We start from the raw sequence: 18,843 nt of genomic DNA on the forward strand, positions 1-18,843 counted from the left end.
TCCCCCACCCGGCCACCCAACGACAGTGTATTCTATGGGTGGCCGGGTGGGGGAGCGGGCCGGTGCCGATTCAGCGAAGCTGAAAACGACTCTAATCCAGCGGCTCGACGTCCACCGATACGTGCATGTCCTGCGCCCCCGAGCCGAGCACGATGCCGTCGATCGGGGCGATGTCGGTGTAATCGCGGCCGATCGCGATGATGACATGGTCGCTCGCCATCCAGATGCCGTTGGTGGGATCGACCCCGACCCAGCCGCGCGCATGCCCGCACCACAACAGCACCCAGGCATGGGTCGCATCGGCTCCGACGAGGCGCGGTTGGCCGGGCGGGGGGAGCGTGCGCAGATAGCCCGAGGCATAGGCGGCGGGCAGGCCGGCGGCGCGCAGGCCGGAAATCATGATCTGCGCGAAATCCTGACATACGCCGCCGCGCTTGAGGAACGCCTCACGCGGGGGCGTGTCGACCAGAGTTGCGGTGGGATCGAACGCGAATTCATCCTGGATGCGACAGGCGAGCGCGATGGCGGCTTCGAGCGCGCCGCGGCCCGGATCGAGTTCCTGCGCGCACCACTCCGCAATGTCGCGGTCGAGCGGAATCAGCGGCGAGGGGAACAGGTAGGATGCGGGGCTGGCGGGACCGGCATCGCGGCTGGCACGCGCTTCAGCTGCGACCTGCGCCAGCGTGGGATCGTCGGGCGCGGGCATCGGCACGGGGCGATCGACGGTGATCGTGCAGCGGCTCTCGATCGTCAGGCTCTGCACCGCCTGAGTCACCACCAGCCGCACGACATTGGCGAGGCCAGCTTCCGCACGCGCGGGCGCAGTGTCGCCGCCGGGCAGGATCGTCAGGCTATAGTCATGCAGTTCCTGCCCCGACCAGTGGATCGGCTTAAGGCGCAGATTGCAGCGGGCGAACCCGACCGGCTCGGCATAGTCGAACCTTGTGACGTGGCGAATGGCGTAGCGCATCAGCCGACAACAAGCCCGGCGGCGCGCAGCGGTTCCGATCCGTGGAGGAAATAGCGGCGGGCGACCGCTTCGGACAGCGCGGCGAGCTTGTTGCCGATGGCGTAGAGCTGATCGAGGTCGAAGCTGGCGGCGTGCGCCGTCGCGACCAGCGCGGCGAGTTCGCGGGCGATTGCCTGTTGCGGCTCGGCCAGGCCATCGTCGGACAGGCGCGGCAATGCTTCGAGATGGGCCGAGATCGCCGCGACCTGAAACGCGATGCCGCGCGGATTGCCGGGGTCGAGTGCGATCAGGTCGAGCACCGGCACGCGGGCGATGCCGGTCAGGTAACGCTGGCGATAGCTGATCTGGCTGTCGGCAAGGTCGAGCAGCGCGGACAGGTCGTCACTGGTGGCCTCGACATGGCCGAGGACGCGCAGTGCCGCGACGGTTGCGACGGCGCGCTCGACGCGGCGACCCAGGTCGTGGAAGCGCCAGGCGTCGGTGCGGCCCATATGTTCGGACGACAGGCCCGCGAGCGCGGAATAGCGTCGTTGCAGCGACCCGGCGCGGTCAAGCGCGCTCCCGCGCGTGGGATAGGGCGCGTCGAGCAGGCGGATCATATCGGCGGACAGCCGGTCGCGGCTGACCGCGCCGATCGCGCGCGCCTGACGGTTGATCGCGCGCACGCTGTACCAGCCATCGGTGGCGTCCATCGCCGCTTCGGCAAAGCGGGTGAGGTGCGCGCGGCCAAGGCTGTCCGGCTGTGGCCCCGCACCCGCCTCGACCACCAGGCCCACCAGCCGCCCGACAGTGTCGGCGGCGAGCGCGGCGCCGCTGTCGGCGCTGATCGAATGACCGAGCAGCGCGCGGATCACGCCGAGCCGGGCCTCGCCGCGCTCGAGATAGCGGCCGAGCCAGAACAGGTTATCGGCGACGCGGCTGGGAAGCGTGCCGGGGTTGCGGCGCAGCTGGGTGGTGTCGCTGCGCTGGAGCAGGGTGACGGGCGCGACCGGTTCGCCGCCATGGATGACGACATCGGCGGACCAGTTGCCCTCCCCCATCACCGCCGCGCGCGCATCGGGCTTTTCTCCGATTTGCGCGAAGCCGCCGGGCATCACGTGCCAGCTGCCGTCCGCACCGCGCGCCGCGAATACGCGCAGGGTGAAGGGGCGTGCCTCCAGCCGACCGTCGCTGACCACCGGCATGGTCGACAGGCGCACGACTTCCTGCCCGACATAATCCTGCGGCCGGCGTTCGAAATCGGCGCGCAGCGCGGCGCGCGTCTCGGGCGACATCGCCGATCCCAGCATCGCCCCGCCTCCGGGCAGCACATTGGTCGCCACGCCGAACGCCGGGGCGATGACCATATTGTCGAGGTCAGCGGCCACTTCAGCGCATTCGCGCGGCTGGCCGCACCACCAGGTCGCGATATTGGCGAGCTTCAGGCTCTCGCCGGTCAGCCGGGCGCAGACACGCGGCAGGAACGCGGCAAAGGCGGGTGCCTCCAGCATCCCGGCGCCGGGCGAATTGGCGATCACCACTTCCCCCTGCGCCATCGCGTCGATCAGGCCGGGCACGCCGATCGCCGAGTGCGAGTCGAACGCGAGCGGGTCGATCATGCGCGGATCGACGCGCCGCCACAGCGCATCGACGCGCTTCAATCCCGCGATGGTGCGCAGATAGACGCGGTCGTCGAGAACCGCGAGGTCGCCACCCTCGACCAGCAGGAATCCGAGATAGCGCGCGAGATGCGCCTGTTCGGCATAGCTGGGGGTAAGGCGGCCCGGGGTGAGCAGGCCGATACGCGGATCGCTGCGGCGGCAGCGCGCGGCGATGCCTTCGCGGAACGCGGCAAAGAAGGGTGCATGCCGCTCGATATTGAGCCGCCCCTGAAGTCCGCCCAGCATCCGCGCGATCGCCAGCCGATTCTCCAGCGCATAGCCCGCCCCGGCGGGCGCACGCAGATGATCGGCGAGCACGCGCCATTCGCCCGACGGTCCGCGGCACAGGTCGAATGCGACGAAGTGAAGATGGCAGCCGCCGGGCGGCTCCAGCCCCATCATCGGGCGCAGGAAATAGGGGCTGCCGGTCAGCAGGGTCGCGGGCAGGCTGCCGCCGCGCACCAGATTTTGCGGGCCGTAACTGTCGGCAAGGATCGCCTCAAGCAGATCGGCGCGCTGCGCGACGCCTTCAGCAATCCCCTGCCACTCGGCCTTTTCAATCAGCAGCGGGATCGGCGAAAGCGGCCAGGGCCGCTCCTCGCCCTCGCCGGGAATGCGAAAGCCGGTGCCGATATCCTCGGCATGGCGCTGCGCCCGCTCCCGCGCCGACGTCAGATCTTCGCCCGCGCGCTCGGCCAGTTCCTCAAGCGCTGCGTTCCAAGCCGGGTCGTCCAACCCGGCGGCGTAGAGCATATCGGTCGCGGGGGTCGCGGCGCGATAGTCCGTCAGCCAGCGCCGCGCGATCGCCGCCGTGTCATAGCCGGTGTCCGCAACAGCGCTCGCCATTCATTACCCCCTTGGACCTGATGTTCTGTGACGGGGTTACTGCGCAGGTGCAACAAGGATCAGATATCGGGCAGCACCTGATCCGCCTGACCCCAACCGGCGAGCGCGCGTCCGGTTGCGCGCTCGAGCAACAGGGCGGCGTCGCGCACGCTGAACAATTGCGCGCTGTCGGCGTCGCGCAGCTCGCTCCAGCTGACCGGCGCGGATACGGGCGCGCCGGGGCGGGCGCGGGAGACATAGGGCATCACCGCCGTGCTGCCGCGCTGGTTGCGCAGATAATCGATAAAGATCCGGCCCTTGCGATCGGCCTTTTTGAGGTTGGCGGTGAAGCGATCGGGCTCCGCCTGTGCCAGCGCGCGGGCGAAGCGATCGGCGAAGGATTTGGCGGCGGGCCATTCTGCCTGCGGGGTCAGTGGTACGACCACATGCACGCCCTTGCCCCCGGTCAGCATCGCGAAGCTGGTCAGGCCCATATCGGCGAGATGCTGTTTGAGGTCCGCCGCCGCGGTCTTCACCTTGGCGAAGTCGAGCCCTTCGTCGGGGTCGAGATCGAACACCAGCCGGTCGGGCTTTTCGACATCCTCGACCCGGCTGCCCCAGCCGTGAAACTCGATCGTTCCCATCTGGACGCAGGCGCGCACGCCATCGGCATCGTCGACCCACAGATAGGGTTCGGTCGATCCGTCCTTCTCGCGAATATCGACCTGATGGACATGCGACCCGAAGCTGCCCGCGTCATGCTTCTGGAAGAAACATTGCTTCGCGCGGCCCTGCGGACAGCGGACCAGGCTGATCGGGCGGTGGGCGAGCCAGGGCAGCATAATCGGCGCGACGGCGGCGTAATAGTCGGCGAGGTCGCCCTTGGTGATCTTCGAATCCGGAAAGATCACGCGGTCGGGGTTGGTGATCTTTACGTCGCTGTGCGGCGCGGCCGGCGGCGGGGCGGCGCGTTCGGGGACGATGTCGGCGGCGGGCTTGTCATCGCGCAGCGCGATGAAGCTGGCGTGGCGGACGACATTTTCGGCGGTGAATTCGGCGAAGGCGACTTCGGCGACCAGTTTGGGCGTCACCCACTGCGCGCCGCGTGCGGCAACCTTGGGCACCTCGGCGGGCGGCGTCTTGCGTTCGATCCGGGCGAGCTTGTCCATCAGATCGGCGGAGTTGGTCGCGTTGAACCCGGTGCCGACCTTGCCAGCGTAGCGCAGCGCGCCATCCTCATGCACGCCGAGCAGCAGCGATTTCAGCCCGCGTCCGCTTGCGCTGCTGGGCAGCCAGCCGATGATCACGAATTCCTGCCGCCGCGTGCATTTGATCTTGAGCCAGCTCTTGGTCCGCTTGCCGCGATAGGGGGCATCGGCGCGCTTCGAGATCACGCCCTCATGCCCCTCGCGGCACATCGCCTCGAACAGTTTCTCGCCCGCACCGAGGACATGTTCGGAGAAAAGCAGGCGCGGATCGGCGCCGTCGAGCAGGGTGCGCAGCCGCTCCTTGCGCTCGATCTGCGGCAGGTCGGTCAGCTCCTCGCCGTCGAGTTCGAGCAGGTCGAAGGCGAAGAAGGCGAGGTCGCCGCTGCCGTTCGAGAGCGCGTCCTGAAGCGTCGAGAAATCGGGCTTGCCGTTCTTGAACGCGACCACCTCGCCATCGATCAGCGCGGATGCGGCGGAGAGCGTCGCGGCGGCCTCAGCAATTCCGGTGAACTTGTCGGTCCAGTCGAGCCCGCTGCGGGTATAGACGTGCGGCCCGCCGTTGCCGATCGCGATCAGCGCGCGGTAGCCGTCATATTTCATCTCGTGCAGCCAGCCATTGCCGGCGGGGACGGTGTCGACCAGCGTGGCGAGTTGGGGTGGGCGGAAGGCGGGGGGTTTGGCGTCGTCCCGGCGCGGTCGGATCGCGCTAGACGATGGCGGCCCCGGCCTGCGCCGGGGCGACGGTGTTTTGCCCTCTGCAATCTCCTGCATCGTGCGGCCGGTGGCGACGCTGGTCAGGCCCGTCTCGACCAGCGCGTCGGTTGCGCCGGCATAAGCGTCGTCGATCTTGCGCAGCAGCCAGTTCTCGCGCTTTTCCTTGCCGCGCGGCTTGAGGCGGATCAGCAGCCAATCGCCCTTCATCCGCTCACCATCGAGCGTGAAGTGCAGATGGCCTTTCTCCAGATCCTTCGCGCTCTTGCCCTTGATCGGCGCCCAGCTGCCGCGATCCCACAGCATCACCGTGCCACCGCCATATTCGGCTGCCGGAATCGTCCCTTCGAACGTCGCATAGGACAAGGGATGATCCTCGGTCCGCACCGCGAGGCGCTTCTCGTCAGGGTCGAGGCTGGGGCCGCGCGTCACCGCCCAGCTTTTGAGGACGCCGTCCACTTCCAGCCGCAAATCCCAGTGCAGCCGGGTCGCGTCGTGCTTCTGCACCATGAAGGTTCGGCCCTCGCCCTTGGCGATCTCGCCGCGCGGTTCCGCCGTCTTGGCGAAATCGCGCTTCGCATTATAGCGTTCGAGCGGATCGGGCGTGGCCATGGATCAGGCGCGCTTCTTCGCCGGGGTCTTCGTCGGCGCTTTCTTCGCGGCGGGTTTCTTTGCCGGAGCCTTTTCGGCCGGCGCCTTCTTCGCCGCACCGGGCTTTTCGAGGCTCTTCTTGAGCGCCGCCATCAGGTCGACGACATTGCCGCCGCGCGGGTCTGCCCCGCCATCCTTGTCGTCGATGATCTTGCGGTTGCCCTTCTGCTTCTGCTTGCGTTCGATCAGTCCCTTGAGCGCATCGACATAGCGGTCGTGGAAGGTCGCGGGATCGAACTTCGCCGACTTCTTCTCGATCAGCGATTCGGCGAGGCCGAGCAGGTCCTCGTCCGGCTCGGCATCGGGGATGTCGCGGAAATAGCCCTGCGCCTTGTGCACCTCATCGGCATAGCGCAGCGTTTCCAGCACCATGCCGCGGCCGCACGGCTTGAGGCTCACCACATATTCGCGCCCGCGCATCGCGAGCTGGCCAAGCCCGACCTTCTTCGTGCGCTTGAGCGCCTCACGCAGCACGACGAATGCCTCTTCGGCAAGGTCGTCGGCGGGGACGACGAAATAGGGCTTTTCGTAATAGAGGACGTCGATCTCATGCGCGTCGACGAACTGGGTCAGTTCGAGCGTCTTCTTGGATTCGAGCTTCACCGCGTCGATCTCGTCCTGGTCGAGCAGGACATATTCGCCCTTTTCGACCTCAAACCCCTTCATGATCTCATCGGTGTCGATCGCGCCGAGGCCGGGCACAACCTTTTCATATTTGATCCGCTTGCCCGAGGGTTCGTGGATCTGGTGGAAGGACACCGACGCGCCCGAGCGGGTCGCGCTGTAGATTTCCACGGGGATCGAGACCAGCGCGAGACGAATCTGCCCCTGCCAATATGCGCGCGCTGCCATCGGACATCCTTGTTGTTGCGAAGCCGATTCAAAGCGCGAGCGCGGGAGTCGTTCCGTGAGCGCGCCGCAACTTGCCGCGTGACGTCGGGAACGCCTCTGCTACACCTTGGCGATGATGCTGCATTTCGCCGCGCTCGACTGGATGGTGGTCGGGCTTTACCTCGCCGTGCTGGCCGGGCTGTCCTGGCATTTCAACCGGGTCGAGACGCGCAGCACGGGGGATTATTTCCTCGCGGGAAACAGCGTGCCGGCGTGGCTGGCCGCCGTGTCGGTGCTGGCGACGCAGCAATCCGCCGCGACCTTCCTCGGCGCACCCGATTACGGATATCGCAGCGATTACAGCTATTTGGGCGCAGTGGTGGGCGCGGTGCTCGCGGCGTTCTTCGTCGCGCATGTGCTGATCCCGCGCTTCTACGCGCTGCGCGTCGCCACGGTCTATGAGCTGCTCGAGACGCGCTATGATGCGCGGGCGATGCGCTGGGCGGGCGGCATGTATCTGGCGGGGCGCATCCTGTCGGGCGGCGCGCGCGTATATCTGGCAGCAATCGCGATTGCGATGGTCGGGTTCAACGCGATCGATGCCGGGTCAATCATCCTGTCGGCGGCGGCGGTGATGCTCGCGAGCCTCGCCTTCACGCTGCGCGGGGGCCTCAAGTCGGTCATCTGGAACGATTTCGTCCAGTTCATCGTCTATGCCGGCGCCGCCATCGCGGTGCTGGTGTTCCTGCGCTCTGCGATCCCGCTCGATAACGCGGCGCTGATCGACGCGCTGCGCAACGCGCCCGATGGCACCAACAAGCTGCGGCTGTTCGACCTCTCAACCGACCTGTCCAAGCCGTTCACGTTGCTCGCCGCAGTGACCGGGCTGTTCCTGCTCAACACCGCCAGCTCCGGCCTCGATCAGGATACCACCCAGCGCCTGCTCGCCAGCCCAGATGCAAAGACCGGCGCGCGCAGCCTGATCATGTCGGCGCTGGGCAGCGTGCCCGTCATCGCGATCTTCGTGACGATCGGGCTGATGCTGCACATCTTTTACGACCGGCCCGAGCTGATGGGCGCGACCAATAATGTTTCGGCGAATTTCGCGGGCGAGAAGATCACGATCTTCGTCCATTTCATCCTGACCCAGCTACCCCCCGGCCTGCGCGGGCTGGTGACGATCGGGGTGATCGCGGCGGCGGTGTCGACCGTTACGTCGGCGCTCAATTCGATGTCGTCGGTGGTTGTCAGCGACTTCTACCGCCCGTGGCGCGAGGCGCGCGGCGGGGCGGAGGATCGCCATTATGTCCATGCCGGACGCTGGGGCATGGCGGCGGTGGCGGTGGCGATGTTCGCGACCGCAGTGCTGAGCTATTACTGGCAGAAGCATAGCGACATGCCCCTGCTCGAATTCGTGCTGTCGGTGATGGTGTTTGCCTATGCCGGCCTGCTCGGCGTCTATGCCGTCGCCTTGTTCACGACGCGCGGCACAACCGCATCGGTGATCGCCGCGCTGCTCACCGGTTTCGTGACCGTGTTCCTGCTCCAGCCCTTCGCGTTCGGGCCACAGGGGCTCGCCTTCCCCTATCTGTTGTGCATCGGCACGCTTGCCGCCGCGATTGTGGCCGCGATTCCGCAGGGCAAAAAAGCCGCTTGACTCATGTCATGCTACCCTGACATATAGTCACCTGTGGATGACATAATGTCATGGAGCAGTGACGGCCTGTGAAGAACCGCCTGAAAGTGCTGCGCGCCGAACGCGACTGGAGCCAGGCGGAGCTTGGCGGCCATCTCGGCGTGTCGCGACAGGCGGTGAACGCGATCGAGACGGGGAAATATGATCCTTCGCTCCCGCTCGCCTTCCGCATCGCCCGGCTGTTCGGATTGAGCATCGAGGAGATTTTCGATGACGCGGAGCATGATGATGGCGAATGAGGTCAAAGACGGTCTGGCGGCAGCGCGCGCCCGCACGCGGCGCCAGCGGATCATCCTGTTCACGCTGATGGGCGTAGGCGCGGTGGTCGGCTTTTTCTCGGCGATGTTCGAGGTCGAGGGCGGCGCGTTTCTCGAAGGCATTCCCGCCGCCTGGGCGATCGGCGCGTCGCTGATCACTACTGTGGCTCTCGTTTATGGTAGCTGGCGCTACCGCCGCGTCACCGATGAGCTGGAGCGGCGCGACAATCAGTGGGCTTCGGCGATCGCGCTCAACTTCTACCTCGCGTTCTACGCCAACTGGTATCTGCTGTGGCGCGGCGGACTGGTCCGCGAACCCGAGCACGAGCTACTCGCCGTCGCGACCTTTGCCGCGATGATGCTCGCCTATGGCTACAAGAAATTTCGTCCCTGAACACGCTAACCCTTTGCAAGTGGAGATGTTTATGAAGAAGTTCCTGCCCCGCGCAGCGACTGCGCTCGCCCTGTTGTTCGTCACCCCCGCAGCGCTTGCCCAGCAGGCCGCGGCCCCCGCCCCTGCGGCACAGATGAAGGACGCCGATCCCGCCCTTTGGGTGGTCAAGGACGCGGACACGACCATCTATCTGTTCGGGACGATCCACGTCCTGCCGGCTGGCCTGAGCTGGTTCGACGAAGCGGTGAAGACCGCGTTCGACGCGAGCGGCGAGCTGGTCACCGAAATCGGCGACATGCCTGATCTCGCGACCGTGCAGCCGCTGATCATCAAGCACGCAGTGACGCAGACCGGGCCGCAGCTGAGCGAGCGACTTCCGGCCGACAAGCGTGAAGCGTTTGCCAAGGCGGTCGCCGATGCCGGCATTCCAGCGCAGGCAGTCGAACGCTTCCAGCCGTGGTTTGCCGCATCGCAGCTGAGCCTGATCGCGCTGACCAAGGCGGGCTACAACCCGGCATCGGGCGCTGAGACGGCGCTGACGGCGGCGGCCAAGGCAGCCAACAAGCCGATCTCGGGTGTCGAAAGCCTCGACCAGCAGTTCGGCTTTTTCAACAGCCTGTCGGAAGCCGCGCAGGTGCAATTCCTGACCGAGACGCTCGCGCAGCTCGACAAGGTCGGGCCTGAGTTCGAGAAGATGGTCGCCGAATGGTCAGAGGGCGATGCCGAAGGTCTCGCCGCGATCATGAACGAGGCGATGCGCAGCTCGCCCGAGCTCAGCAAGATGCTGCTCGCCGACCGCAACGCGCGCTGGGCGGAGTGGATCGACACGCGGCTCGACAAGCCGGGCGTCGTGTTCATGGCGGTGGGTGCAGGCCATTTGTCCGGCCCGGACAGCGTCCAGGTCATGCTCGACAAGCGCAAAATCAAGAGCGCGCGGATCGAGTATTGATCCGTCACTCCAATTCCCCTCCCTGAAAGGGAGGGGTCAGGGGTAGGTTTAGCGGCGGCGAGGCTCGATGCCTCGTCGCCGCTCTGCGTTGCGCACCACGGGTATTTTTGAGCGCGCAGACGCGCGCACCCACCCCCAGCCCCTCCCTTTCAGGGAGGGGAGCGCGTTGGAGGTGTCTAAAACAAATCCGGCTGGCGGACCGGTTTGAATTCCGGGCCCCGGCCGCGGCGGCGTTCCAGCTCGACCTGCGCGGTGTAGCGAATGTCCTCGTCGCGGTCCTGCAGGAAGGCATCGAGCGATTCATCGTCGATCTCGCTCCATTCCTTGCCACGATCGGGGCCATAGCGGACGCGCGGGAGCAGGCCGGGCAGCTTCGACCATTCGATCAACTGCGCGACGCCCGACTCGTTGAGCATGTCGCGCAGATGGTGCGCGGTGACATAGGCGTCGGGAAAGGCGCGGTGCGCGGGCAGGCCGCGGTCATGCTCCAGCCCCTCGGGCATGCGGTAGTAGCGCAGGAACTGGTTCGAAAATCCCGGACTGTCGCGCCACAGCCGCAGCGCACATTTATAGGTGCAGATCCAGTCGGCCCCACGCGTCAGCGCGGGCGTACAGAACTGCTCCTCAAAGCTCGCGCGATGCGCGGCGAGCGCGACGCGGCGCGGCCAGGGGTCGAGCACGGGACGCGCGACATCGTGCCACCAGGATGCGTCCGCCACATCCTCGTCGCGGATATGGTGGATCGCCATCGTCAGCGGCGGGATCGGGCGGCCGGGGTTGACCAGCCGCGCGCCGCCCTCCCCTTCCAGCTCCCAGCGGCCATCTTTGCCCAGCGCGACATCCTGCCACCCGATCTCGCACACGCCATGCTGCGGCGGCGCTTGTCCGGTGGTTTCAAGGTCGATGACGCGGATGATCTGGGGGGCGGGGGGAGCCATGCCCCCATGTGGCCTGCCCCGCCGCGATTTGCCACCCCTGCGCAACCTCGCCTGTCAGAGATCGTCGCTGGCGCGCGGGCTGCGCTGCGATAAAATGGCACCATGCATCTCCTGCGCGGCCTGTTGCTGTTCCTGACACTGACGCTGGCCGGCCCAGCGCTGGCCGGGGTTTCGGCATTGCCAGCGACGGCACGGGCGCCGCGCTGCATCGAGCTGGCCGGGGGCGATGCGGCGCGGGCGCGCTATATCGCCGCGCGACGGGCGGAGCTGGCGGCGTGCGATCCGGCCAAGCCAACGCTTGAGTGCGCGGCGAGCTGGGGCAAGCTGGTGGTCGCGTCGCGCGACGGCGGCGATCCTGCGCTGGCCGAGCGCTACGCGCCGCTGTTTCACACCGATCGCCGGCCGATGGCACGCACGCCGCAGCTGGTTCGCACCTATCTGCATCTGGCGGGCGCGATGGAGCAGCAGGCGTGTTTCACCGAGGGCGAACCGCTGTACCGCCTCGCGCTCGCGCTGGTCGACGCGCACAAGCCGGACCCCGGCGAGGTCGCCGACATCTATTATGCGCTGGCGTGGAACTTGAGCTATCAGGAGCGCCGTAAGGAGGCCGAGGCGACGATGCGCGCCACGCTGGCCTTGTGGTCGCGCATCCTGCCCGCCGGGAGCCGCGATGTCCTGCAGGCGCAGCAGGACATCGCCTATATGCTCGAGGATCAGGGCCGGTTTGCCGAGGCCGAGGCGCTCTATGCGCCGCTGCTGGCGGCGCGGGAGACGCTGACCGACGATCGCGGAATGCTCGATCTGGCAGTGACCTACACCAATCTCGGCTACAACCTCGCCAGCCAGGGGCGGCTGGCCGAGGGGGAGGCGCTGTTCCGCAAGGGGCTGGATGCCGCCGCGGCGCGGGTCGGCGATTCAGACCCGATGATCGCCAAGGGGCGCAGCTATGTCGCCGCCATCATCGCGAAACAGGGTCGCACCGACGAGGCGGAAATCTGGTATCGCCGCGCGCTCGCGGTGTTGATCCGCCGCCCGGCGATGGACCCCGATCGCGCGCGGGCGATCCTGGGGCTGGCGACGCATCTCCAGGCAAGCGGGCGGGCGCCGCAGGAAGTTCGCGCGCTGCTGCGCGTGGCCGCCGATGATGCGCGGCTACGGCAACAGCTCCACACCGGCTTCTCACGCGATGCGCAGGCGGCGTTGCAGCGCAGTGCACCGATCTATGCCGCGCAGGTCCGCGCGGCATGGGATCTGGCGCAACTGCGCTAGCGCGACCGGCGGGTGCTCAATGCGCCGCCTGTGGCCCGCGCTCGAGCCCGCTCGCTTCAAGCTGCGCGTCGATCATTGCCAGCAGCCGGTCGAGCGCCGCCTGATCCTTCGCCTCGGCTCGGGCGACCAGCACGTCCTGCGTGTTCGACGCGCGCAGCAGCCACCAGCCATCGGGGGTGTTGACCCGCGCGCCATCGGTGTCGTTGACGTCCGCGCCCGATTCCTTGAGCCGCGCCAGCACCTCGTCGATCACCGCGAACTTGCGGCTTTCATCGACCTGAAAGCGCATTTCGGGCGTGTTGACGATGGCCGGCATCGCGCTGCGGATATCGCTCATCGACGTGCCGATCAGGTGAACCGCGTTGATCAGCTGGACCGCGGCATAGTGCGCGTCGTCAAAGCCGTAATAGTCCTGCGCGAAGAAGATGTGCCCGCTCATCTCGCCCGCGAGCGGTGCGCCGGTTTCCTTCATCTTGGTCTTGATCAGGCTGTGGCCGGTCTTCCACATTAGCGGCTGGCCACCCAGCTCGGCGATGCGGTCGTACAGCGCTTGGCTGGCCTTCACGTCGGCGATGATTGTCGCGCCGGGGTCCTTGCGCAGCACAGGTTCAGCGAGAATGGACAGAAGCTGATCGCCCCAGATCACGCGGCCCTGCCCATCGATCGCGCCGATCCGGTCGCCATCGCCATCGAAAGCCAGTCCGAAGTCGAGGTTCTTTTCCGCGACCAGCGCCTTGAGGTGCGCCAGGTTCTTTTCTTCGGTGGGATCGGGATGATGATTGGGGAAATTGCCGTCCACATCGGTGAACAGCGTGTGATGCTCACCGGGGAGGAGCTTCACCAGCTTTTCGATCACCGGCCCCGACGCGCCATTGCCGCAGTCCCATCCGATGCGGAATGTGCCGCCCGAATAGCCGGCGAGCAGGCGCCCGACATAATCGTCGAGAATGTCGGCGTCGGAGACGGTGCCTTCGCCCTCGTCCCAGTCGCCCTCGGCGGCCATCTTGCCCAGCGTCTGGATGTCGGCTCCAAAAAACGGACGGTGCTGAAACACCATCTTGAAGCCGTTATAGTCGCCGGGATTATGGCTGCCGGTTATCTGGATGCCGCCATCCACTTCTAGGATCGCCTCGGCATAATAGAGCATCGGCGTCGCGCCGAGCCCGATCCGCACCACGTCACAGCCCGACGCGGTCAGCCCCTCGATCAGCGCCGCCTCCAGCACCGGGGACGAGACGCGCCCGTCGCGGCTGACCGCGACGCGGTGCCCGCCGGCGCGACGCAGCAGCGTCGCAAAGCCGCGCCCGATCGCGCGCGCATCGTCCGGCCCCAGCGACTTGCCCACGATTCCGCGGATGTCATATTCGCGCAGCGAGGTCGGATCGAAACGATGGGTCATGGGGCCTCCAAGGGGAAATCGACGCGCTTTCATTTCGCGCGCGTTACGCAAAGTTCAACCGTCAAACGCAGCTGACAGGATTGCGTTTCAGTTTTTCGGTGCCGGCTTTGGTTTCAGCAGTGTGTCGCGCGCCGCGTTGACCTGTCGCGTCAGTTCAGGCGAACCGCCGCGATCGGGGTGAACGCTGGTGATCAGGCGGCGGTGCGCGGCGCGGATCTCGTCGGGCTGCGCGCCCGGCGTAACGCCCAGGATCGCATAGGCCGCTGCTTCTTCCGGATCACGGGGCTGCGGCGCAGGCGGCGGCGTGGGCGTGCCGGGAAGCGGCCGTCCCCAGCCATGCCACAAGCGAAAGCCGAGCCAGCAGACCAGCACCGCGATCAGGAATTTCGCGATCATGCGAAGAGCGGCATCGCCGACTCCAGTTCGGGCAGGGCGAGGCCAGCCATCATCTCGCGCAGCTCCTGCCGCGCGGCGACGTGCGCCAAGCCCATCTCACCGAACTCACGGCTGTCGAGCATGGTCAGGCCCTTGGGGAACAGTTCGCGATAGATCACGCGTTCCGAAAGCCCCGGGATGACGCGGAAACCGACGCGCTTGGCGAGCTGGTCGATCGCCTCCGACACGCGCCGCATGTTGCGCGCCTCGATATGCTGCATGCGGTTGCGCAGGACGACCCAGTCGATCGTCTGCCCGTCGGCCTTGGCGCGGCGCTTGCGCGAATCCCAGATCAGCTCGGAATAGAAGCTTGGCCGCGTGACCCGGAACGTGTCCGGATCGACCTGCCCGATCAGGTCGAAATCGACGAAGCTGTCGTTCATCGGCGTCACCAGCGTGTCGGCATTGGTGATCGCGATCCGCCCAAACTTGTCGTCGCGCCCCGGCGTGTCGATGATCAGGAAGTCGGTGTCCTGCCCCAGCCGCTCCAGACTTTCGGAAAAGCGGGCGATATTTTCGCCGTCATGGGTTTCGTATCGCGGCATCGGCAGCGGTCGCCCGACGCGCTTCATCGTCTGAAGCCGGTTGTCGAGATAGCGGCCCATCGTCCGCTGGCGATGGTCGAGGTCGAGGCACGACACGCGCGCACCCTTCATCGCCAGCGCGATTGCGGTGTGGACAGCGGTCGTGGATTTGCCGGTCCCGCCCTTTTCGTTGGCGAAGACGATCACGTGCAGCGAGTTCGTTGCGTCGGTCACTCAACATCCCTGATTGAACAGCGGGCCTGCCCCCCATAGAAGGCCGCCCTTCGTTCCATATCCAAGGCCTTGTGCGCGTGCAAACCATCCGTCAGCTCTCCGAACTTCGCGATACCGTTTCGGGATTCCGCGCCAATGGGGAACGGATCGCCTTCGTGCCGACGATGGGCGCGCTGCACGCCGGGCATATGGCGCTGGTGGCGCAGGCGAAGCTGGCCGGACAGCGGGTGGTGGTGTCGATCTTCGTCAACCCCAAGCAGTTCGGCCCGAACGAGGACCTTGCCCGCTATCCGCGCAAGGAGCTGGCGGATTCGCGGATGCTGACCGAAGCGGGCGTCGACCTGCTGTGGATGCCGCCGGTCGAGGTGATGTACCCTGAGGGGCATGCGACCAATATCTCGGTCGCTGGCGTCAGCGAGCCGCTCGACGGCGCGGCGCGGCCGGGTCATTTCGACGGGGTCGCGACGGTGGTCGCCAAGCTGTTCAACCAGGTGAAGCCCGATGTCGCGCTGTTCGGGGAGAAGGATTTCCAGCAGCTCGCGGTGATCCGCCGCATGGTCGCCGACCTCGATTTCGATATCGACGTGCGCGGCGTACCGACTCAGCGCGACGATGACGGGCTCGCGCTGTCCTCGCGCAACGCATATCTCGCGCCCGAGGATCGCGCCGCTGCGGTCGCCCTGCCCCGTGCGCTCGGCGTCGCGGTGCGCGCGATCGAGAAGGGCGACGATCCTGCGGCCGCGCTCGCCACCGCGCGCGCGTCGCTGGAAGCGGCTGGATTCGATATCGATTATGTCGAGCTGGTCGATGCCGACAGCCTGGGCGCACCGGTCGCGGGACTGCCCCGCCGCCTGCTCGCCGCCGCGCGGATTGCCGGCACGCGCCTGATCGACAATGTTTCCGTGGCCGCCCCGGATTGACCGGATAGCGCCGTTAACCATTTGGTTACCATGAATGCCCCACCTTCGCTTTCATGAAGAGAGCGATGAGAAGTGGGGCAATGTCATGGGCAACAGTCTTAAGAGTGCGCAGTTCCTGATCGACAGCCGGCTGGCGGATGCGGCGCGCGGTAGCGCCGACGCGGCCTATGAGCTCGGGATGGTCTATTCGAGCGGCGCGTCGGGCGTCGACATGGACCTGATCGAAGCGCACAAATGGTTCAACATCGCCGCCCTCAAGGGCAGCGCCGAGGCGCCGTACATGCGCGCCGAAGTCGCGGAAGACATGACCGCGCGCGAGATCATCGAAGCGCAGAAACAGGCGCGCGCCTGGCTGCAGATGACGAGCCTGCGCGCGGCCTGATCCGTCAGGTCTTTGCCGCTGCCTTCTTCTTCGGCGCGGCTTTCTTGGCCGGTGCCTTCTTCGCCGGAGCCTTGCGCCCGCCCTTTTTCTTGGCGGGGCCAGCGGCAGCCTTGGCGTCGATGAGCTGGACGGCTTCCTCCAGCGTCAGCGCCGCCTGATCGACCGTCTTGGGCAAGGTCGCATTGGTCGTGCCGTCGGTGAGGTACGCGCCGTAGCGCCCCTCCATCAGCTTGATCTCCGCGCCCGACACCGGGTGCGCGCCCATCACCTTCAGCGGCTCGCGCGATCCGCGCTGTGGTCGCCCGCCGCCCGCCGCCGCTTCGGCGAGCTTGACCACTGCAGCGTTCATGCCGGTTTCGAACACGTCGGTCGTCGAGGTCAGCCGCGCATATTTGCCGTCATGCGCGAGGTAAGGGCCATAACGGCCGATCGACGCGGTGATCGGGTTGCCCGTTTCGGGATGGTTGCCGATCGTGCGCGGCAGGTTGAGCAGCTTGACCGCCCAGTCCAGATCCAGCTCGGGAATATCCTTGGGGATCGACGCGCGCGCCGCTTCCTTGCCCTCGCCGCGCTGGATATACGGCCCGAACCGGCCCGAGCGGCGCGAGATATCCTCGCCGGTCTCCGGATCCTGCCCGATCACTTCCGGACCGCTATCGCCGCCATCTTCACCGCCCGGCTGGCCGAAGCGGCGGGTGAACTTGCAGTCGGGATAGTTGGAGCAGGCGACGAACGCGCCGAACTTGCCGCCACGCAGCGCCAGCTTGCCGACGCCGCAGGAGGGGCAGAGCCGCGGATCGGTGCCGTCGCCCTTGTCGGGGAAGAGATAGGGTTCGAGGAACTTGTCGAGCTCGGCGGTCACCTCGCTCGGCTTCTGCTCCATCACCTCCTGCGTGCGCGGATGGAAGTCCTTCCAGAACGCGTCGAGCACCGCCTGCCAGCCGGCGCGGCCGCCGGACACGTCGTCCAGCTCTTCCTCAAGCCCGGCGGTGAAGTCGTAATTGACGTATTTCTCGAAGAAGCGCTCGAGGAATGCGGTCAGCAGCCGGCCGGTTTCTTCGGCGAAGAAGCGGTTCTTTTCGACCCGCACATAGGCACGGTCCTTGAGCACCTGAATGATCGAGGCGTAGGTCGAGGGGCGGCCGATGCCGAGTTCCTCGAGCCGCTTGACCAGCGAGGCTTCGGAGAAGCGCGGCGGCGGCTGAGTGAAATGCTGTTCGGCGTCGACGCCCTTCTTGGCGGGCGTGTCGCCGTTGCGGATCACCGGCAGGCGGCGCGAATCCTCGTCGCCTTCATCGTCGCGGCCTTCTTCGTAGAGCGCGAGATAGCCGGGGAAGATCACCACCTGGCCGGTCGCACGCAGCGCGTCCTGACCGGTCGGCTCTTCCAGCTCGACCGTGGTGCGCTCCATCCGTGCGCTCGACATCTGGCTGGCGAGCGCGCGCTTCCAGATCAGGTCGTATAGCCGCGCATGGTCGCCCGATCCGGCCTTGTCCTTGGTGAAATCGGTCGGACGGATCGCCTCATGCGCTTCCTGCGCATTCTTGGCCTTGGTCTGATACTGGCGCGGCTTGTCCGGAATGTAGCTCGCCTGATAGCGGTTCACGATCGCCTTGCGCGCCTCGTCGATCGCGCTGCCATCCATCTGCACGCCATCGGTACGCATATAGGTGATCGCGCCATCCTCGTAGAGCGCCTGCGCGATCCGCATCGTATGGCTGGCGGAGAAGCCGAGCTTGCGCGCCGCCTCCTGCTGCAGGGTCGAGGTGGTGAAGGGCGGCGGCGGGTTGCGCATCGCCGGCTTGGTCTCGACGCTGGCGACGGTGAAGCGGCCTTGTTCGACCGCGGCCTTGGCGCGCATCGCGACGCCTTCGGTGCCGATCGACAGCCGGTCGAGCTTCTTGCCCTCGAACCGCACGAGGCGCGCGTCGAATGCGGTGCCGTCATGCTCGAGATGCGCGACGACCGACCAATATTCCTGCGCGCGGAACAGCTCGATCTCGCGCTCGCGCTCGACGATCAGGCGCAGCGCGACCGACTGGACGCGGCCCGCCGACTTGGCGCCGGGCAGCTTGCGCCACAGCACCGGCGAGAGGGTGAACCCGACCAGATAGTCGAGCGCCCGGCGAGCACGATAGGCGTCGATCAGGTCGGTATCGAGCTGGCGCGGCGCGGCCATCGCGGTCAGCACCGCCGCCTTGGTGATCGCGTTGAAGGTGACGCGCTCGACCTCCTTGGGGAGCGCCTTCTTCTTCGCCAGCACTTCCTGAACGTGCCAGCTGATCGCCTCCCCCTCGCGGTCAGGGTCGGTGGCGAGGATCAGGCGATCGGCCTTCTTGGCCTCCTCGGTGATCGCTTTCAGCTGCTTCGCTTTATCGGGATAGGTTTCCCAATCCATCGCAAAGCCGTCATCGGGCTGCACCGAGCCGTCCTTGGCGGGCAGGTCGCGGATATGGCCGTACGAGGCGAGGACGCGATAGTCCTTGCCCAGATATTTCTCGATGGTTTTCGCCTTGGCGGGCGATTCGACGATGACGAGCTGCATGGGGTTTGGCGGTCCTTACGTGTACGCGCGAGGATGGGGAGGCTGAATAGCGGGCGTCAAGCGGA

Annotated in this window: 16 protein-coding genes; 7 read left to right on the top strand and 9 right to left on the bottom strand. The window is 66.7% G+C overall.

Annotated elements, in window-relative coordinates:
• Positions 1-91: 91 nt before the first annotated feature.
• The 4 genes from VGN66_RS00150 to VGN66_RS00165 are packed head-to-tail and all read right to left on the bottom strand — an operon-like array spanning position 92 to position 6,857.
• Positions 92-970 carry a transglutaminase family protein gene (locus VGN66_RS00150; RefSeq protein WP_327516850.1) on the bottom strand — a complete coding sequence of 293 codons (879 nt, stop codon included), beginning with the start codon at positions 968-970 and terminating at the stop codon, positions 92-94.
• Positions 970-3,456, bottom strand: a complete 2,487-nt coding sequence (locus VGN66_RS00155; RefSeq protein ID WP_327516851.1) for a circularly permuted type 2 ATP-grasp protein — start codon at positions 3,454-3,456, stop codon at positions 970-972. The genes VGN66_RS00150 and VGN66_RS00155 overlap by 1 nt, the downstream gene beginning before the upstream one ends.
• Before the next feature lie 59 nt (positions 3,457-3,515).
• The gene (gene ligD / locus VGN66_RS00160) at positions 3,516-5,966 is read right to left on the bottom strand and encodes a DNA ligase D (protein ID WP_327516852.1); all 2,451 of its coding nucleotides are present in this window, start codon (positions 5,964-5,966) and stop codon (positions 3,516-3,518) included.
• 3 nt (positions 5,967-5,969) lie between these two features.
• Positions 5,970-6,857 (bottom strand): Ku protein, encoded by an 888-nt coding sequence (locus VGN66_RS00165; RefSeq protein WP_327516853.1) that lies wholly within the window; start codon positions 6,855-6,857, stop codon positions 5,970-5,972.
• A 112-nt stretch (positions 6,858-6,969) separates the two neighbouring features.
• Between VGN66_RS00165 and VGN66_RS00170 the strand changes: the two genes are divergently transcribed.
• The 4 genes from VGN66_RS00170 to VGN66_RS00185 all read left to right on the top strand — a co-directional run bounded on the left by VGN66_RS00170 (position 6,970) and on the right by VGN66_RS00185 (position 10,132).
• Positions 6,970-8,493, top strand: coding sequence for a sodium:solute symporter family transporter (locus tag VGN66_RS00170; protein ID WP_327517547.1), 1,524 nt, complete (start codon positions 6,970-6,972; stop codon positions 8,491-8,493).
• Between the two features lie 68 nt (positions 8,494-8,561).
• Positions 8,562-8,771: a helix-turn-helix transcriptional regulator gene (locus tag VGN66_RS00175; RefSeq protein ID WP_327516854.1), complete on the top strand. Its 210-nt coding sequence runs from the start codon at positions 8,562-8,564 to the stop codon at positions 8,769-8,771.
• On the top strand, positions 8,743-9,183 hold the full coding sequence (locus tag VGN66_RS00180; RefSeq protein ID WP_327516855.1) for a hypothetical protein: 441 nt from the start codon (positions 8,743-8,745) through the stop codon (positions 9,181-9,183). The genes VGN66_RS00175 and VGN66_RS00180 overlap by 29 nt, the downstream gene beginning before the upstream one ends.
• Before the next feature lie 31 nt (positions 9,184-9,214).
• Positions 9,215-10,132 carry a TraB/GumN family protein gene (locus VGN66_RS00185; RefSeq protein ID WP_327516856.1) on the top strand — a complete coding sequence of 306 codons (918 nt, stop codon included), beginning with the start codon at positions 9,215-9,217 and terminating at the stop codon, positions 10,130-10,132.
• Positions 10,133-10,308: 176 nt separating this feature from the next.
• Here the strand turns inward: VGN66_RS00185 and VGN66_RS00190 are convergent, their stop codons facing one another.
• Entirely contained in the window at positions 10,309-11,070 is a 762-nt protein-coding gene (locus VGN66_RS00190; protein ID WP_327516857.1) for an exonuclease domain-containing protein, read from the bottom strand.
• A 102-nt stretch (positions 11,071-11,172) separates the two neighbouring features.
• Between VGN66_RS00190 and VGN66_RS00195 the strand changes: the two genes are divergently transcribed.
• Positions 11,173-12,339 (top strand): tetratricopeptide repeat protein, encoded by a 1,167-nt coding sequence (locus tag VGN66_RS00195; RefSeq protein WP_327516859.1) that lies wholly within the window; start codon positions 11,173-11,175, stop codon positions 12,337-12,339.
• 16 nt (positions 12,340-12,355) lie between these two features.
• Here the strand turns inward: VGN66_RS00195 and pgmG are convergent, their stop codons facing one another.
• The 3 genes from pgmG to VGN66_RS00210 form a co-directional block, all read right to left on the bottom strand.
• Positions 12,356-13,738 (bottom strand): phosphoglucomutase/phosphomannomutase PgmG, encoded by a 1,383-nt coding sequence (pgmG, locus tag VGN66_RS00200; RefSeq protein WP_327516860.1) that lies wholly within the window; start codon positions 13,736-13,738, stop codon positions 12,356-12,358.
• 87 nt (positions 13,739-13,825) lie between these two features.
• A complete protein-coding gene (locus VGN66_RS00205) occupies positions 13,826-14,134 on the bottom strand; it encodes a J domain-containing protein (RefSeq protein ID WP_414713160.1) in 309 nt (102 codons plus the stop codon).
• On the bottom strand, positions 14,131-14,931 hold the full coding sequence (locus VGN66_RS00210) for a division plane positioning ATPase MipZ (RefSeq protein WP_327516861.1): 801 nt from the start codon (positions 14,929-14,931) through the stop codon (positions 14,131-14,133). Before VGN66_RS00210 ends, VGN66_RS00205 begins: the two co-directional genes overlap by 4 nt.
• A 77-nt stretch (positions 14,932-15,008) precedes the next feature.
• Here VGN66_RS00210 and panC point away from each other — a divergent pair, with 77 nt between their 5' ends.
• Positions 15,009-15,851 carry a pantoate--beta-alanine ligase gene (panC, locus tag VGN66_RS00215; protein WP_327516862.1) on the top strand — a complete coding sequence of 281 codons (843 nt, stop codon included), beginning with the start codon at positions 15,009-15,011 and terminating at the stop codon, positions 15,849-15,851.
• A gap of 85 nt (positions 15,852-15,936) precedes the next feature.
• Positions 15,937-16,233 carry a hypothetical protein gene (locus VGN66_RS00220; protein ID WP_224923213.1) on the top strand — a complete coding sequence of 99 codons (297 nt, stop codon included), beginning with the start codon at positions 15,937-15,939 and terminating at the stop codon, positions 16,231-16,233.
• A gap of 4 nt (positions 16,234-16,237) precedes the next feature.
• Here the strand turns inward: VGN66_RS00220 and topA are convergent, their stop codons facing one another.
• Positions 16,238-18,778, bottom strand: a complete 2,541-nt coding sequence (topA, locus tag VGN66_RS00225) for a type I DNA topoisomerase (protein WP_327516863.1) — start codon at positions 18,776-18,778, stop codon at positions 16,238-16,240.
• Positions 18,779-18,843: the final 65 nt, after the last annotated feature.

The organism is Sphingomonas sp. (genome assembly GCF_035998645.1).
In the GTDB taxonomy this organism is placed as follows: Bacteria; Pseudomonadota; Alphaproteobacteria; order Sphingomonadales; family Sphingomonadaceae; genus Sphingomonas.